Source organism: Pseudomonas sp. Sample_11 (assembly GCF_004307505.1).
Taxonomy (GTDB): Bacteria; Pseudomonadota; Gammaproteobacteria; order Pseudomonadales; family Pseudomonadaceae; genus Aquipseudomonas; species Aquipseudomonas atacamensis.
The window spans coordinates 267,216-284,647 of the sequence record NZ_RCOD01000049.1 but is presented as its reverse complement, the minus strand read 5'-3'; the positions used below and the strand labels follow the sequence as shown (position 1 = coordinate 284,647).

The 17,432-nt window shown below is 61.1% G+C and carries 15 protein-coding genes; 7 read left to right on the top strand and 8 right to left on the bottom strand.

Features of this window, described 5'->3' with window-relative positions; translation table 11 throughout:
- Positions 1-70: 70 nt before the first annotated feature.
- From D8U60_RS14045 to D8U60_RS14030, 4 genes are all read right to left on the bottom strand, one after another.
- The gene (locus D8U60_RS14045) at positions 71-2,026 is read right to left on the bottom strand and encodes an acyltransferase family protein (RefSeq protein WP_130900321.1); all 1,956 of its coding nucleotides are present in this window, start codon (positions 2,024-2,026) and stop codon (positions 71-73) included.
- A 138-nt stretch (positions 2,027-2,164) separates the two neighbouring features.
- A complete protein-coding gene (rho, locus tag D8U60_RS14040; RefSeq protein WP_003229334.1) occupies positions 2,165-3,424 on the bottom strand; it encodes a transcription termination factor Rho in 1,260 nt (419 codons plus the stop codon).
- A 248-nt stretch (positions 3,425-3,672) separates the two neighbouring features.
- Positions 3,673-4,002: a thioredoxin TrxA gene (gene trxA / locus D8U60_RS14035; protein ID WP_003206727.1), complete on the bottom strand. Its 330-nt coding sequence runs from the start codon at positions 4,000-4,002 to the stop codon at positions 3,673-3,675.
- Positions 4,003-4,122: 120 nt separating this feature from the next.
- Positions 4,123-4,830 (bottom strand): FadR/GntR family transcriptional regulator, encoded by a 708-nt coding sequence (locus tag D8U60_RS14030; RefSeq protein WP_073471078.1) that lies wholly within the window; start codon positions 4,828-4,830, stop codon positions 4,123-4,125.
- Between the two features lie 256 nt (positions 4,831-5,086).
- On the opposite strand from D8U60_RS14030, the gene D8U60_RS14025 reads away from it, so the two are divergent.
- The 5 genes from D8U60_RS14025 to ppx all read left to right on the top strand — a co-directional run bounded on the left by D8U60_RS14025 (position 5,087) and on the right by ppx (position 9,634).
- Positions 5,087-5,872 (top strand): transporter substrate-binding domain-containing protein, encoded by a 786-nt coding sequence (locus D8U60_RS14025; RefSeq protein ID WP_016772623.1) that lies wholly within the window; start codon positions 5,087-5,089, stop codon positions 5,870-5,872.
- 21 nt (positions 5,873-5,893) lie between these two features.
- Positions 5,894-6,562 (top strand): amino acid ABC transporter permease, encoded by a 669-nt coding sequence (locus D8U60_RS14020; RefSeq protein WP_110599892.1) that lies wholly within the window; start codon positions 5,894-5,896, stop codon positions 6,560-6,562.
- On the top strand, positions 6,559-7,209 hold the full coding sequence (locus D8U60_RS14015; protein ID WP_130900320.1) for an amino acid ABC transporter permease: 651 nt from the start codon (positions 6,559-6,561) through the stop codon (positions 7,207-7,209). The genes D8U60_RS14020 and D8U60_RS14015 overlap by 4 nt, the downstream gene beginning before the upstream one ends.
- Positions 7,196-7,933, top strand: coding sequence for an amino acid ABC transporter ATP-binding protein (locus tag D8U60_RS14010; protein WP_007911148.1), 738 nt, complete (start codon positions 7,196-7,198; stop codon positions 7,931-7,933). The genes D8U60_RS14015 and D8U60_RS14010 overlap by 14 nt, the downstream gene beginning before the upstream one ends.
- Before the next feature lie 198 nt (positions 7,934-8,131).
- The gene (gene ppx, locus D8U60_RS14005; protein WP_130900319.1) at positions 8,132-9,634 is read left to right on the top strand and encodes an exopolyphosphatase; all 1,503 of its coding nucleotides are present in this window, start codon (positions 8,132-8,134) and stop codon (positions 9,632-9,634) included.
- Between the two features lie 170 nt (positions 9,635-9,804).
- Here ppx and ppk1 read toward each other — a convergent pair whose 3' ends face one another.
- Together ppk1 and hemB are read right to left on the bottom strand one after the other, a co-directional pair.
- Positions 9,805-12,030 carry a polyphosphate kinase 1 gene (ppk1, locus tag D8U60_RS14000; RefSeq protein WP_016772619.1) on the bottom strand — a complete coding sequence of 742 codons (2,226 nt, stop codon included), beginning with the start codon at positions 12,028-12,030 and terminating at the stop codon, positions 9,805-9,807.
- A gap of 18 nt (positions 12,031-12,048) precedes the next feature.
- Positions 12,049-13,062, bottom strand: coding sequence for a porphobilinogen synthase (hemB, locus tag D8U60_RS13995; RefSeq protein WP_016772618.1), 1,014 nt, complete (start codon positions 13,060-13,062; stop codon positions 12,049-12,051).
- A gap of 207 nt (positions 13,063-13,269) precedes the next feature.
- Between hemB and D8U60_RS13990 the strand changes: the two genes are divergently transcribed.
- Together D8U60_RS13990 and elbB are read left to right on the top strand one after the other, a co-directional pair.
- On the top strand, positions 13,270-13,929 hold the full coding sequence (locus tag D8U60_RS13990) for a DedA family protein (RefSeq protein WP_110644478.1): 660 nt from the start codon (positions 13,270-13,272) through the stop codon (positions 13,927-13,929).
- Between the two features lie 167 nt (positions 13,930-14,096).
- Positions 14,097-14,765, top strand: a complete 669-nt coding sequence (gene elbB / locus D8U60_RS13985) for an isoprenoid biosynthesis glyoxalase ElbB (protein WP_101161526.1) — start codon at positions 14,097-14,099, stop codon at positions 14,763-14,765.
- Positions 14,766-14,869: 104 nt separating this feature from the next.
- Here the strand turns inward: elbB and D8U60_RS13980 are convergent, their stop codons facing one another.
- Together D8U60_RS13980 and D8U60_RS13975 are read right to left on the bottom strand one after the other, a co-directional pair.
- The gene (locus tag D8U60_RS13980; protein WP_042607095.1) at positions 14,870-15,325 is read right to left on the bottom strand and encodes a YaiI/YqxD family protein; all 456 of its coding nucleotides are present in this window, start codon (positions 15,323-15,325) and stop codon (positions 14,870-14,872) included.
- Between the two features lie 102 nt (positions 15,326-15,427).
- Positions 15,428-17,326, bottom strand: coding sequence for an FTR1 family protein (locus D8U60_RS13975; protein ID WP_130900318.1), 1,899 nt, complete (start codon positions 17,324-17,326; stop codon positions 15,428-15,430).
- Between the last annotated feature and the right edge of the window lie 106 nt (positions 17,327-17,432).

The following is a 17,432-nucleotide window of genomic DNA, read 5'->3' as shown; positions in this document are numbered from 1 at the left end:
ACCCTCAAAATAGGCGTACATCCTACCTGCTCTGACGGGCAAACAGCAGCCCGTCAGAGTCCGACAGTACTCAATGCCGGTTTGTGCCCAGCAATACCGGAGCAAAAAGCGGGCTCAGTCTGGCGCTGCCAATGTCCGAGAGATGGTCCTCATCCTTGTACTGCGAGTGGCCGTTGACCTCGATGCTGCAGACCCCGTCAGCACACATCATCGGCGTCGGATCGATAACGTGAACACCCGGATCGGCTTCGCTCATGGACGTGAACAAGCTGCCGAGAAAATGCTGACGCGCCAGGTGTTCCTCAAGCGGACGACCCAGTCCCTCGGCGGAACGGCCGACTCTTGCCAGACTGGTCAGGCGGTTAATGGTGCCCTTGCGTTGCAGCGGCACCTCCTTGAACAGCCAGACCTGGACGCCGGCTGCGCGCAAGGCGGCCACCCGCGCGCGCAACGCGGCGGCCATGCGTTGCTCAGCCTGGGCGGTATCGTCATGGGCGTTGAGCAAAACCTTCTTGTCGCCATCCTCGCGACCATAGACGTAAAGACTCCAATTGGACGCCAATACCACGTCCTTGATGCCAAGGCTGAGCACTTTGTCCATGGTCTGCTGATTGAAGTCCTTGCACCGCTGGCGCGGCTCGTGGCTGAGAATCGGCGGACAGGCGCTCATACTGAACAGCCACACCGAACGACCGTCGCGGCGGGCATTGGCCTCGATGGCCGGCATCAACGCAGCAGCATGGCTGTCACCCCAGAACGCCTGGGTCGGCGGCGTGTCCTGTTCGCCGCCGACCAGACAGGCCTTGTCGATCGATTTGTCTTGCGTCACCACCATGCATTTCATTTGCCCGGCGCGCCACTCGCGGGCCTGGGCATATTCCAGAGCCTTACCGCTCAGGCGCCCGGGAATACCATCGGCCGAGCGAATCGCTGAACCGACCGCGACCAGTACAGCAATCGCCACCACTGCCCCCGCCAGTATCGATTTACGTTCACCCAGCAAACGCTTTTCCCGAAATGGCAATTCGACGTAGCGCAGGCTCAGCCACGCCAGGGCTAGCGCCAGCGCAATCCAGGCGAGCGCCTCCAGCGGCTGGATACCGTCGATGGAAATGGCGTTGGCGTACACGTAAATCGGCCAGTGCCACAGGTACAGCGAATAGGACAGCAGGCCGATCCAGACCAGCGGCCGCAGACTCAACAGTCGTGCGGCCCAGCTCGGGCCCTGAGCGCCTGACCAGATCAGTGCAGTGGTGCCCAATACCGGCAGCAACGCCGCCCATCCAGGAAACACTGTTGAGCGGTCAAACGTGAATACGGCGACCAGCACCGCCGCCAGACCGGCAATGCCGACCATCTGGTACAGCCACGGTCGTACGGCCTGTCTCGGCGCAGGCATTACCGCGAGCATCGCCCCGCACAACAATTCCCAGGCACGAGTCGGCAAGGCAAAAAAAGTGAATTCCGGCTTGTGCTCAATCCAGGCGATGTTCAGGCCAAAGGAAATCAGCAGCAATCCCAGCAACATCCAGCGCCAGTGTCTGAAATAGCGAACCAGCACCGCCATCAGTAACGGGAAGAAAATGTAGTACTGCTCTTCAACCGCCAGCGACCAGGTGTGCAATAACGGCTTCAGATCGGAGGCCGGCTGAAAGTAGCCGTCCTCGCGCATGAAAAGAATATTGGAGATGAACAGCGACTGATAACGCACCGTTCGGCCAAGTTCGGAGAAATCCTTCGCCGTCAGCAGCAGCCAACCCAGCGCCAGCGTCACCAGCATGACCACCGTCAAGGCAGGAATGATGCGGCGGGCACGGCGCGCCCAGAAATCGACAAAGCTGAATCGCTTGGCGCTGATTTCACGAAACAGGATCGAGGTGATCAGGAATCCGGAGATGACGAAGAAAACATCCACGCCGACAAAGCCGCCGCTGAATGTATTGAATCCGAAATGAAACAGCACGACGGGAAGTACCGCCAGTGCCCGTAAGCCGTCAATATCACGGCGATTGCCAAACGTGTGCATTAAAAACCTTACCTGTTCTGGGTACAGAATCCCTTGAAGGCGCGACGTTAGCAGCCGCGCAAATTTCAATCCAGATACAAATAAATCGCGGACAAAAAAAAGCGCCCCTCGCGGAGCGCTCCTTTTATCAGCTGCGTACTATTTGCGTTTCATCGACAAGAAGAACTCGTCGTTGGTCTTGGTCGTTTTCAGCTTGTCGACCAGGAACTCGATGGCGGCGACTTCGTCCATCGGGTGCAGCAGCTTGCGCAGAATCCACATGCGCTGCAGTTCGTCGTCGGCGGTCAGCAACTCTTCGCGGCGGGTGCCGGAGCGGTTGATGTTGATGGCCGGGAACACACGCTTCTCGGCGATCTTGCGATCCAGAGGCAGTTCCATGTTGCCGGTACCCTTGAACTCTTCGTAGATCACTTCGTCCATCTTCGAGCCGGTTTCAACCAGCGCGGTGGCGATAATGGTCAGCGAGCCGCCTTCTTCGATGTTACGCGCGGCGCCGAAGAAACGCTTCGGCTTCTCCAGAGCGTGGGCATCGACACCACCGGTCAATACCTTGCCGGAGCTCGGGATCACGGTGTTGTAGGCACGGGCCAGACGGGTGATGGAATCGAGCAGGATCACCACGTCTTTCTTGTGCTCGACCAGGCGCTTGGCCTTCTCGATCACCATTTCAGCAACCTGCACGTGACGGGTCGGCGGCTCGTCAAAGGTCGAGGCAACCACTTCGCCGCGCACGGTGCGCTGCATTTCGGTCACTTCTTCCGGACGCTCGTCGATCAACAGCACGATCAGGTGAACTTCAGGATTGTTACGGGCGATGTTCGCTGCGATGTTCTGCAGCATGATCGTTTTACCGGCTTTCGGCGGTGCGACGATCAGACCACGCTGGCCTTTGCCGATCGGTGCGCACAGGTCGATCACGCGACCGGTCAAATCTTCGGTGGAACCGTTGCCGGCTTCCATCTTCATGCGCACGGTCGGGAACAGCGGCGTCAGGTTCTCGAAGAGAATCTTGTTTTTCGCGTTCTCCGGACGATCGAAGTTGATCGTGTCGACCTTGAGCAGGGCGAAATACCGCTCGCCTTCCTTCGGAGGGCGGATCTTGCCAACGATGGTGTCACCGGTGCGCAAGTTGAAGCGGCGGATCTGGCTCGGCGAGACGTAGATGTCGTCAGGGCCGGCGAGGTAGGAAGCGTCTGCGGAGCGCAGGAAGCCGAAGCCGTCCTGGAGAATCTCCAGCACGCCATCACCGGAGATTTCCTCGCCGCTTTTCGCGTGCTTTTTCAGCAGGGAGAAAATCACGTCCTGCTTGCGCGAACGGGCCATATTTTCTATGCCCATCTGTTCGGCCAATTCGAGCAGTTCGGTAATCGGCTTTTGCTTGAGTTCAGTCAGATTCATATAGGAATGACGTAATCATTTATGGAGGGGGGGAAATTAAGCTTTTGGCTTAATGAGGCCGCGCCGCGGAGAAGGCGACAGGATCGCGAACTAATTCGAAAAGGAGTGCGTCGGCGACGGCTAGCAGGGGGCATTGGAGAAACCAGTGCGGGGCCGAATGTACCACCTGAGTTTCGGAGCGTCTAGCCCTGAATACGCAAAAAGCCCCGCGATTTGCGGGGCTTTTTTTCAGCGTTTTACTGCGACGCTCAGATGTTGGCGTCGAGGAACGCCGCCAGCTGCGACTTCGACAGTGCGCCGACCTTGGTCGCTTCAACGTTGCCGTTCTTGAACAGCATCAGCGTCGGGATACCACGCACGCCATGCTTGGCCGGGGTTTCCTGGTTTTCGTCGATGTTCAGTTTGGCGACGGTCAGCTTGCCTTTGTAAGTCTCGGCAATCTCGTCCAGAACCGGTGCGATCATTTTGCAAGGGCCGCACCATTCAGCCCAGTAGTCGACCAGGACAGCGCCTTCGGCCTTGAGTACGTCGGCTTCGAAGCTAGCGTCGCTAACGTGTTTGATCAGATCGCTGCTCATGGAATTCTCCAGGTTGTAAGCAAAAAAACGTGGCCCATCATAGCCGCCCTTCCCTTGTTCAGGAAGCCGCAGATGATTGAGTGTTGCTATGGCCCTTGATGAGTTTGGGTATAGCTCAAGTCACGCCGTGGCGGGAGCGATAAAGGCGATTCCGGTACGCAGGGCGGCGTTGCGCACATGTTCCTGCATGGCTTTTTGCGCTGCTCCCGACGCACGGCGGGCCAGGGCACGGAGGATCTTGCGGTGTTCCTGCCAGGTTTCCATGGCGCGCTCGGCGCGGATGAACGGCAGTTTCTGGCTCTCGAGAAAGATCTCGGCGCTGGCGGTGAGGATGCTCAGCATCGCCTGATTGCCGCTGGCGAGAAGGATGCGCCGGTGGAATTCGAAGTCGAGTTTCGCCGCTGCCTCAAAGTCGCCGAGCTTCAATTGCTCGCGCATGGCCGCAACGTTGTCTTCCAGCGCATCCAGATCGAACGTGCTCAACGTCACCGCCGCCAACCCTGCTGCAAACCCTTCGAGCGCATAGCGCAATTGAAAGATATCCAGCGGTGATGCCTGCGCCGCAAACGACCAGCCTGGCGCGTTGTCGCCGCGCGACAATTCGACCGGCGACTGCACGAACACGCCTTTGCCCGGCTGAATGCTGACCACGCCCAGTGCACTGAGCGACGACAGCGCTTCACGCAACGATGCCCGGCTGACGCCCAGTTGCAGCGCCAGATCCCGTTGCGAAGGCAACGCGTCGCCGGCACCGAAGCCCTGTTCGGTAATCAGTTTGCGGATCGCTTGCAGCGCCACTTCGGGTACGGCGCGGGAGATCGAATTCATGATGTGCGGACGCGTCAGGGCCAAGGTGCGGCTAGTTGTAAAGCTATTCGCCGAGTCCGGCAAGTCGTGCCCCAGCGGGGTTCGGCGCGTGCAGCCGATGCGCCATCGCAGTGCGAAAACCGAGTTGACTGTTCAGACCAGTAAGACCGAACGAAGCCGCTGGTGCCGCGGCCTGCCGGGGCGAAATCCGCCTGTTGGCACGGCCCATGCTCTGTCCGATCGCAGCAACCACTTCCCGCCGATCCGGAGATTGTCCATGACCCAGCGTTACAGCGCCCTCCTCGCTTCCCTGTTTGCCGGCCTGCTGCTGTGCCAGGCCCCCGCTCACGCCGACGGTCTGGACGACGTGGTCAAACGCGGCACGCTGAAAGTTGCCGTGCCCCAGGACTTCCCGCCGTTCGGCTCGGTCGGCCCGGACATGAAACCGCGCGGCCTGGATATCGACACGGCGAAACTGCTCGCTGACCAACTCAAGGTCAAACTCGAACTGACCCCGGTCAACAGCACCAACCGCATCCCGTTCCTCACCACCGGCAAGGTTGATCTGGTGATTTCCAGCCTCGGCAAAAACGCCGAGCGCGAGAAAGTCATCGACTTCTCCCGCGCCTATGCGCCGTTCTACCTCGCCGTGTTCGGCCCGCCAGACGCTGCGATCACCAGCCTCGACGACCTCAAGGGCAAGACCATCAGCGTCACCCGTGGCGCCATCGAAGACATCGAGCTGAGCAAAGTCGCCCCCGAAGGCGTGACCATCAAACGTTTCGAAGACAACAATTCGACCATCGCCGCTTATCTGGCAGGCCAGGTCGATCTGATCGCCAGCGGCAACGTAGTGATGGTGGCCATCAGCGAGAAGAACCCCAAGCGCGTGCCGGCGCTGAAAGTGAAGCTCAAGGATTCGCCGGTCTACGTCGGTGTGAACAAGAACGAAGCGGCGCTGCTGGCCAAGGTCAACGACATCCTCAATACCGCCAAGGCTGACGGCGCGCTGGAAAAGAACTCGCAGACCTGGCTGAAAGAGCCGCTGCCGGCCGATCTCTGATCGACTGCGCGGGAGACGTTCATGGCTTATCAGTTCGATTTTATGCCGGTGGTAGAAAACACCGACCTACTGCTGCGCGGCGCACTGTTCACCCTTGAGCTGACCGCCATCGGCGCGCTGCTCGGGGTCGGCGTCGGGATTGTCGGGGCGCTGGTGCGGGCGTGGCAGATCCGCCCGTTCTCGGCGATCTTCGGCGTCTACGTCGAGTTGATCCGCAACACGCCGTTTCTGGTGCAACTGTTCTTCATCTTCTTCGGCCTGCCGTCGCTCGGCGTGCAGATTTCCGAGTGGCAGGCGGCGGTGCTGGCGATGGTGATCAACCTTGGCGCCTATTCGACCGAAATCATCCGCGCCGGCATCCAGGCGATTCCGCGCGGGCAGCTGGAAGCGGCTGCGGCATTGGCGATGACCCGCTTCGAAGCGTTCCGCCACGTCGTCCTGCTGCCGGCGCTGGGCAAGGTCTGGCCGGCGCTGAGCAGCCAGATCATCATTGTCATGCTCGGTTCGGCGGTGTGTTCGCAGATCGCCACGGAAGAATTGAGCTTCGCCGCCAACTTCATTCAGTCACGCAACTTCCGCGCCTTTGAAACCTACGCGCTGACCACCCTGATCTACCTGTGCATGGCGCTGCTGATCCGCCAATTGCTCAACTGGTTCGGCCGGCGGTTCATTTCGAGGAGCAGCCAATGAGCGATTTCACTTTCTGGGACATCCTGCGCAACCTGCTCACCGGCCTGCAATGGACGCTGGCGCTGTCGCTGGTGGCGTTCATTGGCGCCGGCCTCGTCGGCCTGCTGATTCTGGTGATGCGCATCTCCAAGAACACGCTGCCCAGCAGCATCGCCCGCACCTGGATCGAGCTGTTCCAGGGCACGCCGCTGTTGATGCAGCTGTTTCTGGTGTTCTTCGGTGTGGCGCTGGCCGGGATCGAGATTTCGCCGTGGATGGCCGCCGCGATCGCTTTGACCTTGTTCACCAGCGCCTATCTGGCGGAGATCTGGCGCGGTTGCGTCGAGGCCATTCCCCACGGTCAGTGGGAAGCTTCGTCGAGCCTGGCGCTCAATCCGCTGGAGCAGTTGCGCTACGTGATTCTGCCGCAAGCGCTGCGCATCGCCGTGGCGCCGACCGTGGGCTTCTCGGTGCAAGTGGTCAAAGGCACAGCGGTGACCTCGATCATCGGCTTCACCGAACTGACCAAGACCGGCGGCATGCTCGCCAACGCCACGTTCGAACCGTTCATGGTCTACGGCCTCGTCGCCCTCGGCTACTTCCTGCTCTGCTACCCCTTGTCCCTCAGTGCGCGCTACCTGGAAAGGAGACTGCATGCCTCTGCTTAGAATTTCCGCCCTGCATAAATATTACGGCGATCACCACGTACTCAAAGGCATCGACCTCAGCGTCGAGGAAGGCCAGGTCGTGGCGATCATCGGCCGCAGCGGCTCGGGCAAATCGACTCTGTTGCGCACACTCAACGGCCTGGAGTCGATCAACGACGGCGTGATCGAAGTCGACGGCGAATACCTCGACGCCGCCCGCGCTGATCTGCGCAGCCTGCGACAGAAGGTCGGCATGGTCTTCCAGCAGTTCAACCTGTTCCCGCACCTGACCGTCGGGGAGAACGTCATGCTCGCGCCGCAAGTGGTGCAGAAAGTACCCAAGGCCAAGGCTGCCGAACTGGCGCGGGAAATGCTCGAGCGAGTCGGGCTCGGGGAGAAATTCGATGCCTTTCCGGATCGTCTGTCCGGCGGGCAGCAACAGCGGGTGGCGATTGCCCGGGCTTTGGCGATGTCGCCGAAGGTGCTGCTGTGCGATGAAATCACTTCGGCACTGGACCCGGAACTGGTCAATGAAGTGCTCAGCGTGGTGCGGCAGTTGGCCAAGGAAGGCATGACGCTGATCATGGTCACCCACGAGATGCGCTTTGCCCGAGAGGTGGGCGACAAACTGGTGTTCATGCACCATGGCAAGGTGCATGAGGTGGGCGATCCGAAGGTGTTGTTTGCCAATCCGCAGACGGCCGAGCTGGCGAACTTTATTGGCACGGTGGAAGCGACAGCCTGAAGCAGCCTCATCCTGATCGTTCCCACGCTCCGCGTCGGAATGCCTCACCGGACGCTCTGCGTCCGCTTTTGGGACGCGGAGCGTCCCGGGCTGCATTCCCACGCAGAGCGTAGGAACGATCAGGTTTGAACCATGCGCGTTGGCGCCAGCGTTTGATCGTGGCACGATGTCGGGGTTATCGACCGAGACCCCCTGACCATGCCGCAATCCCAAGCCAAGAATCTGTCCCTGATCGCCGCAATCGACCTGGGCTCCAACAGCTTTCACATGGTCGTGGCCAAGGCCCAGAACGGCGAAATCCGCATCCTCGAGCGCCTCGGCGAGAAGGTGCAACTGGCCGCCGGCATCGACGACGCGCGCCAGCTCAACGAAGAATCGATGCAGCGCGGCCTCGATTGCCTCAAGCGCTTTGCCCAACTGATCAACGGCATGCCGCTCGGCGCCGTGCGCATCGTCGGCACCAACGCCCTGCGTGAAGCGCGCAACCGTGGCGAATTCATCCGCCGCGCCGAGGAAAGCCTCGGCCACACGGTAGAAGTCATCTCCGGCCGTGAAGAAGCGCGCCTGATCTATCTCGGCGTTTCGCACACACTCGCCGATACCCCAGGCAAACGTTTGGTCGCCGACATCGGCGGCGGCAGTACTGAATTCATCATCGGCCAGCGCTTCGAGCCGTTGCTGCGCGAAAGCCTGCAAATGGGCTGCGTCAGTTTCACCCAGCGCTACTTCAAGGACGGCAAGATCACCCCGGCCCGCTACGCCCAGGCCTACACGGCGGCGCGCCTGGAGATCATGAGCATCGAGCACGCCCTGCATCGCCTGACCTGGGATGAAGCCATTGGCTCCTCCGGTACGATTCGCGCCATCGGTCTGGCCCTGAAGGCCGGCGGCCACGGCAGCGGCGAGGTCAACGCCGAAGGCCTGGCGTGGCTCAAGCGCAAACTGTTCAAGCTCGGCGACGCCGACAAGATCGATTTTGAAGGCATCAAGCCTGACCGCCGGGCGATCTTCCCGGCGGGCCTGGCGATTCTCGAAGCGATCTTCGACGCCCTCGAACTGCAACGCATGGATCATTGTGAAGGCGCGCTGCGTGAAGGCGTGCTCTACGACCTGCTCGGCCGCCATCATCACGAAGACGTGCGCGAACGCACCCTGACCTCGCTGATGGAGCGCTATCACGTCGACCTGGAACAGGCGGCGCGGGTCGAACGCAAGGCCCTGCACGCGTTCGATCAGGTCGCCGTCGACTGGGAGCTGGATGACGGCATCTGGCGCGAACTGCTCGGCTGGGCGGCGAAAGTGCACGAAGTCGGCCTCGACATCGCTCACTATCACTACCACAAGCACGGTGCCTACCTGATCGAGCACTCCGATCTGGCCGGCTTCTCGCGAGAAGATCAGCAGATGCTCGCGCTATTGGTGCGCGGGCACCGGCGCAATATTCCCAAGGACAAGTTCGCCGAATTCGGCGATGACGGCATCAAGCTGATTCGCCTGTGCGTGCTGCTGCGGTTCGCCATTCTGTTCCATCACATTCGCGGAACCCAGGCGATGCCGCAGGTGGCGCTGCATGCGAGTGGCGATCATCTCGATGTGGAATTCCCGGAGAACTGGCTGGATGAAAATCAGCTGACCCAGGCGGATTTCGGGCTTGAGGCGGACTGGTTGACGCGGGTGGGGATTGTTCTCACGGTGCACTGACACTGATTGTGGCGAGGGGATTTATCCCCGCTGGCCTGCGCAGCAGGCCCGATTTTGACTCAAGGGGTCGCTTCGCGCCCAACGGGGATAAATCCCCTCGCCACAGGTCGGAATCAGTGTAGGTACAAAAAAGGCGATCCCGAGGGATCGCCTTTTTATTGGGCTGAAGGTCAGCTGCTCACCGGCAATATCGGGCTGCCCAACCGCTCCAGCAACGTCGCCTGCGCACTGCGCGGGTTCTGGTTTCCGGTGGGCGTGTTGCGAATGTAGCGGCCGTCCGATTGCAAACTCCAGCTGTGGGTGTTGTCGGTCAGGTACAGCTCCAGCTCCTTCTTGACCCGAGTCAGCAGCTTCTTGCCTTCCACCGGGAAGCAAGTCTCGACGCGCTTGTCGAGGTTGCGCTCCATCCAGTCGGCGCTGGAGAGGAACATCTGCTCGTCGCCGCCGTTGAGGAAGTAGAACACTCGCGTGTGCTCGAGGAAGCGGCCAATGATCGAGCGCACATGAATGTTGTGCGAAACCCCGGCGATGCCCGGACGCAGGCAGCACATGCCGCGCACCACCAGATCGATGCGCACGCCGGACTGGCTGGCCTTGTACAGCGCGCGGATGATCTTCGGATCGGTCAGCGAGTTGAACTTGGCGATGATGTGCGCCGGTTTGCCTTCGAGGGCGAACTGGGTTTCGCGGGCAATCATGTCGAGCATGCCCTTCTTCAGGGTGAACGGCGCATGCAGCAGCTTTTTCATGCGCAGCGTCTTGCCCATGCCGATCAACTGGCTGAACAGTTTGCCGACGTCTTCGCACAAGGCGTCGTCGGAGGTCAGCAGGCTGTAGTCGGTGTAGAGCTTGGCATTACCGGCGTGGTAGTTGCCGGTACCGAGATGCGCATAACGGACGATCTCGCCAGCCTCACGGCGCAGGATCAGCATCATCTTGGCGTGGGTCTTGAAGCCGACCACGCCGTAGATCACCACCGCACCGGCCGCTTGCAGACGGCTGGCCAGTTGCAGGTTGGATTCCTCGTCGAAGCGCGCGCGCAGCTCGATCACCGCAGTGACTTCCTTGCCGTTACGCGCGGCGTCGACCAGCGCATCGACGATCTCGGAGTTGGCGCCGGAGCGGTACAGGGTCTGGCGAACGGCGAGCACGTGCGGGTCTTTCGCGGCCTGACGCAGCAAGTCGACCACCGGGGTGAACGACTCGAACGGGTGCAGCAGGAGGATGTCCTGCTTGCTGACCACACTGAAGATGTTTTCGCTGTTTTGCAGCAGTTTCGGGATCTGCGGGGTGAACGGCGTGTATTGCAGCTCCGGATGGCTGTCCAGACCGGTGATGCTGAACAGCCGCGTCAGGTTGACCGGGCCGTTGACCTGATACAGCTCGGTCTCGCTCAGGTTGAACTGCTTGAGCAGATAGTCCGAGAGGTGTTTCGGGCAGGTGTCGGCAACTTCCAGACGCACCGCGTCACCGTAACGCCGCGAGAACAGCTCGCCACGCAGGGCGCGAGCAAGGTCTTCGACGTCTTCGGAATCGAGCGCCAGGTCGGCATTTCGGGTCAGACGGAACTGGTAGCAGCCTTTCACCTTCATGCCCTGGAACAGGTCATCGGCGTGGGCGTGGATCATCGACGACAGGAATACATAGTTGTCGCCAGCGCCGCCGACTTCTTCCGGGACCTTGATGATCCGCGGCAGCAGACGCGGCGCCGGGATGATCGCCAGACCGGAGTCGCGCCCGAAGGCGTCGATGCCTTCGAGCTCGACGATGAAGTTCAGACTCTTGTTCACCAGCAGCGGGAACGGGTGCGTCGGGTCGAGGCCGATCGGGGTGATGATCGGCGCGATCTCGTCGCGGAAATAGCGGCGGACCCAGGTCTTGAGCTTGGTCGTCCAGTTGCGCCGACGGATGAAGCGCACCTGATGCTTTTCCAGCTCCGGCAGGAGGATGTCGTTGAGGATCGCGTACTGGCGGTCAACGTGACCGTGAACCAGTTCGCTGATCCGCGCCAGCGCCTGATGCGGCTGCAAGCCGTCAGCGCCGGCCTGTTCGCGGGCAAAAGTGATCTGCTTTTTCAGCCCGGCGACGCGAATTTCGAAGAATTCGTCGAGGTTGCTGGAGAAGATCAGCAGGAACTTCAGCCGCTCCAGCAACGGGTAGGACTCGTCCAGCGCCTGTTCCAGCACGCGGATGTTGAACTGCAATTGCGAAAGCTCGCGGTGGATGTACAGGCTGCTGTCATCCAGGCCGGGAATGGCGATCGCCGGTACCGCCACAGCGGTTTCGGCAACCGGCGCGGGTGGCGCAGGCTCCAGTTCCGGCGGGGTTTCGGTGATTTGCTCGACCACCGGCTGAGCTTCTTTTACGGCAACTTCAGTGAGTCCTTCGGTATTCATGGAATGTTCCTGGGAGGGCTATTTCTGCTCTCGTAACAATTGAGCGGCACGAACGGCAAAGTAAGTCAGGATGCCATCTGCACCGGCACGTTTAAAGGCGGTCAGTGACTCGAGGATCACCGCTTCGCTCAACCAGCCATTCTGGATAGCGGCCATGTGCATGGCGTATTCGCCACTGACCTGATAGACGAAGGTCGGCACCTTGAAGGCATCTTTGACGCGAAAAAGAATGTCCAGGTAGGGCATGCCCGGCTTGACCATGACCATGTCCGCACCTTCGGACAAGTCGGCACCGACTTCGTGCAGCGCTTCGTCGCTGTTGGCCGGGTCCATCTGATAAGAAGCCTTGTTGGCCTTGCCCAGGTTCGACGCCGAACCCACAGCATCGCGGAAAGGCCCGTAGTAGGCGCTGGCATACTTGGCCGAGTAGGCCATGATGCGCACGTTGACGTGACCGGCAATTTCCAGGGCCTCACGAATCGCCTGGATGCGACCGTCCATCATGTCCGACGGCGCCACCACCTGCGCGCCGGCTTCGGCATGGGACAGCGCCTGACGCACCAGCGCATCGACAGTGATGTCGTTCTGCACGTAGCCGTCTTCGTCGAGAATGCCGTCCTGGCCGTGGGTGGTGAACGGATCCAGCGCGACGTCAGTGATCACCCCCAGCTCCGGGAACCGCTCACGCAGGGCGCGAGTGGCGCGCTGGGCGATGCCTTCGGGATTCCACGCTTCGGCGGCATCGAGGGATTTCAGCTCAGGCGGGGTGACCGGGAACAGCGCCAACGCCGGAATGCCCAGCTCGACCCATTTCGCCGCTTCTTCAAGCAGCAGATCAATGCTCAGTCGCTCGACGCCCGGCATCGAGGCCACGGCTTCGCGGCGGTTTTCACCGTCGAGCACGAACACCGGCAGAATCAGATCATCGACCGTCAATACGTTTTCACGCACCAGGCGCCGCGAAAAATCATCACGACGATTGCGGCGCAGACGAGTGGCAGGGAACAGACGATTGGCGGGGGTAAAGCTCACGGCAGACTCCTGAGCCCGGGCAAACGGGCGAGCGTGACAGTTATAGACGGCCATTATGACTAACAGATGACAGTTATGTGTGCTCTGTGACAGGTAGCCGCAATCCATTGTCGATGTAGGAAATGTTCACGTCGAGACACATTTGGACACTTTCATGAATGTGCCCGAAGGGTTAGGCTGCGCGTTCATTTCGCCAGCACCCAGACAATGCTCCAACAATTTCTGCACGACTTTGGCTACTTTGCCTTGTTTCTCGGCACGTTCTTCGAAGGCGAAACCATTCTGGTGCTCGCAGGCTTCCTTGCGTTCCGTGGATACATGGACATCAACCTGGTGGTGGTCGTGGCATTCTTCGGCAGTTATGCCGGCGATCAGCTGTGGTACTTCCTGGGGCGCAAGCACGGGCGCAAATTGCTTGCGCGCAAACCGCGCTGGCAGATGATGGGCGACCGCGCGCTGGAGCACATCCGCAAACATCCGGACATCTGGGTCCTGAGCTTCCGCTTCGTTTATGGCCTGCGCACCGTGATGCCGGTGGCGATCGGCCTGTCCGGTTATCCACCGGGACGTTACCTGCTGCTCAACGGCATCGGCGCGGCGATCTGGGCCACCGCATTGGCTGCGGCGGCTTACCACTTCGGCGCAGTGCTGGAAGGCATGCTCGGCAGCATCAAGAAGTACGAGCTGTGGGTGCTCGGCGCATTGCTGATCCTCGGGCTGGGCCTGTGGCTGCGGCGCCGCTTCAAGAATGCGCAACTGGCGAAGAAAATCTATCAGGACGAGCTGCTCGCCAAGGCCGCCGAGGCAGAGCAGTTGCGCCAGGCCGAAGCGACCCCTCCTGCCGGGCCGAAAACGCCAGCCGAATAAGCCATTCGCTGGCGGCTGCCACGCGCAGCCCAGGCAAATAATGAACACCCCGCCTCCGTTGCGATCCATTGAGAGAGCGCTCTGCCCCCGCGCGCGTCAGCCATGCCCCTATGGCCACGCGCGACGATTTGAGGGACATTGAGCGCCATGAATCTGGAGAGAAGCCCATGAGCAAAAAAGTTGCAGTGATCCTGTCCGGCAGTGGCGTGTACGACGGCGCCGAAATCCAGGAAAGTGTCATCACCCTGCTGCGCCTCGACCAGCGCGGCGCACAGGTGCAGTGCTTCGCGCCGAACATCGCGCAATTGCATGTGATCAACCACCTGACCGGCGAAGAAATGCCGGAATCGCGCAACGTGCTGGTGGAATCGGCGCGCATTGCCCGGGGCAACGTCAAGGATATCCGCGACGCCGACGTCGAAGACTTCGATGCGCTGATCGTGCCCGGCGGTTTCGGCGCGGCGAAGAACCTGTCGAACTTCGCCATCGAAGGCGCCGGCTGCACCGTGCAACCTGAAGTGCTGGCCCTGGCCGAAGCATTTGCCGAAGCGGGCAAACCGGTCGGGCTGATCTGCATCTCCCCGGCGCTGGCAGCGAAAATCTATGGCCCGGGCGTGACCTGCACCATCGGCAACGACGCCGACACCGCTGCGGCCATGAGCAAGATGGGCGCCACCCACGAAGAATGCGCCGTCACCGAAATCGTCGAAGACAAGGCGCGCAAACTGGTCACCACCCCGGCGTACATGCTGGCGCAGACCATCAGTGAAGCGGCTTCGGGGATCAACAAACTGGTCGACCGCGTGCTCGAACTGACTCACGAAAACGACGCTTGAAATCAAAAGATCGCAGCCTTCGGCAGCTCCTACAGGTTTCGTGTCGCGCCGTGATATTGCGGCATACACCGCCCCTGTAGGAGCTGCCGCAGGCTGCGATCTTTTCAGGGCTTGCGGGTGAGCCGGGTGAGAATCCGGTCCAGCGCATTGGCAAACGCCTGCTTTTCACGCTCGCCAAACGGCGCCGGCCCGCCGCTCATCTGGCCCTGCTCCCTGAGATCGGTAAACAGGTTACGCACCGCCAGCCGCTCGCCCATGTTCTGCGCATCGAACTCCTTGCCGCGCGGATCCAGTGCCGCCACGCCCTTCTTCACCAGCCGATCGGCCAGCGGAATATCGCTGCAGATCACCAGTTCGCCCGGCACGGCGTGCTCGACCAGATAATCATCCGCCGCATCCGGCCCGCTCGGCACCACAATCAATTTGACGATCGCCAGCCCCGGTTTGATCTGCGGCTGCCCGGCTACCAGCACCACTTCGAACTGGCGCTTTAACGCGAACTTCACCACCAGATCCTTCGCCGCCCGCGGACAGGCGTCGGCATCGATCCATACACGCATGTTCTTGCCTCCAAAAAATTCGCGAGCAGGCTCGCTCCCACAGGATACAGACCGAACCTGTGGGAGCGAGCCTGCTCGCGAATATGAGCGCAGCGAATGCCTTTATGCAGCCGAAACCCGACGCTTCTCCGCCACCCAACTACGCCCATACAGCACAGCAATCGCCACAATCGCCACCACCTGCGCGGTCAGCGAATAGGCATCGGCATGGATTCCCAGCCAGTCGAATTCAAAGAACGCCACCGGCCGTGTGCCGAAAATCCCGGCTTCCTGCAAGGCCTTGACGCCATGCCCGGCAAACACCACCGACAACGCGCACAACAGCGCGGCGTTGATGCTGAAGAACAGCGTCAGCGGCAGTTTCGCCGAGCCGCGCAGGATCACCCAGGCCAGACCGACCAGCAGGACCAGCGCCGTCGCACCGCCGGCCAACACGGCGTTGTGCCCAGAAGGCCCGGCCTGCAGCCACAGGGTTTCGTAGAACAGGATCACTTCAAACAACTCGCGATAGACCGAGAAGAACGCCAGGATCGCAAAACCGAAACGACCACCGCCACCGACCAGGCTGCTCTTGATGTAATCCTGCCAGGCCGCCGCGTGACGGCGGTCATGCATCCACACGCCGAGCCACAACACCATGACGCTGGCAAACAGTGCGGTGGCGCCTTCCAGCAACTCACGCTGCGAACCGCTGACGTCGATCACATACGCCGCCAGCGCCCAGGTGCCCAAGCCCGCCAGCAAGGCCAGGCCCCAGCCAACGTTGACACTGCGAACGGCCGATTGCTGGCCGGTGTTGCGCAAGAAGGCGAGGATCGCCGCCAGCACCAGAATCGCTTCCAGGCCTTCACGCAAAAGAATCAACAGACCAGAGATGTAGCTCAGCGACCAGCTCAGACCATCGCTGCCCAGCAGGCCGGCGGATTCCTTGAGCTTGGCCTTGGCCGCGTCCAGACGCTGCTCGGCCTGCTCGACCGGCAGACCGTCCTGCAGCGACTGCCGGTAAGCCATCAGCGATTTTTCGGTGTCCTTGCGCACGTTGGCATCGACGTTGTCCAGCGAGCTTTCCACCAGCTCGAAGCCTTCCAGATACGCCGCTACCGACAGGTCATAGGCCTGATCATGTTCCCCGGCGCGGTAGGCCGCGAGGCTCTTGTCCAGCGTGGCGGCGGTGTAATCGAGCAACTGCGCCGGCCCGCGTTTGACCTGCGGTGGTTGTGCGCGCTGGGCACGGAACGTCTCCGCGACCTCTGCGCCCTCGGCAGCCTGCACCTCGGCCGGGGTCTGCCGGGCCAGGTCGGCGATGTTGTAGACCTTGTCGGACTTGGCGGCCGCCGCATCGGCACTGAAGCCAGCGATGTAGGTGGCCAGATCCCAGCGCTGGCGATCATCGAGCTGATCGGCAAACGCCGGCATGTCGGTGCCTTCGACGCCCTGGCCGAGGGTGCTGTAGATCGCGTACAGGCTCAAGTGATCCATGCGCGCAGCGTCGCGCAGGTTGGCTGGCGCGGGAGTCAGACCTAGGCCGGCCGGGCCGTCGCCAGCGCCAGTGTCGCCGTGGCACACCGAGCAGTTCTGCGCATACAACGGCGCGCCGCGTGTCGGGTCCGGGGTGATGATCGGTGCCTGACTGACTTCATAAGCCACCGCCAGTTTCGCCCCCAGCTGTCGGGCCTGACGGGCGACATCAGCGCCGTCCTGCTTCGCAGTGATGGCGGCGTGCAAAGATTCGACGCCCTGTTCCAGCGCGGCTTTTTCCGCTTTGGCCGGTAATGCAGTGATCAAGCCTTGCAGAACCTGGGTGAATTCCAGCTGCTCGCGGTATTCGCCATCGTCGATGACTTTGCCTGCCGCGACCGTTGGCGGGTAATCGGCACTGATGTAATCGAGCAGGTGCAACGCTTGCGGCGCGCCTTCCACGGTATCGGCCAGCAGCGGCAGGCTGCTCAGGGACAATAACGGGAACAGCAGCCAGGCCAGCAATCGGGACGAGGCAGTCATGAACGAATCTCAAATGGAAATGCGAAGTTACATATTGTTCACTTCGAAGACATTTCTCTCAAGCTTTGTCGGCGTTTCGCTTTGATTGGCAGGAAATACCCGGCAG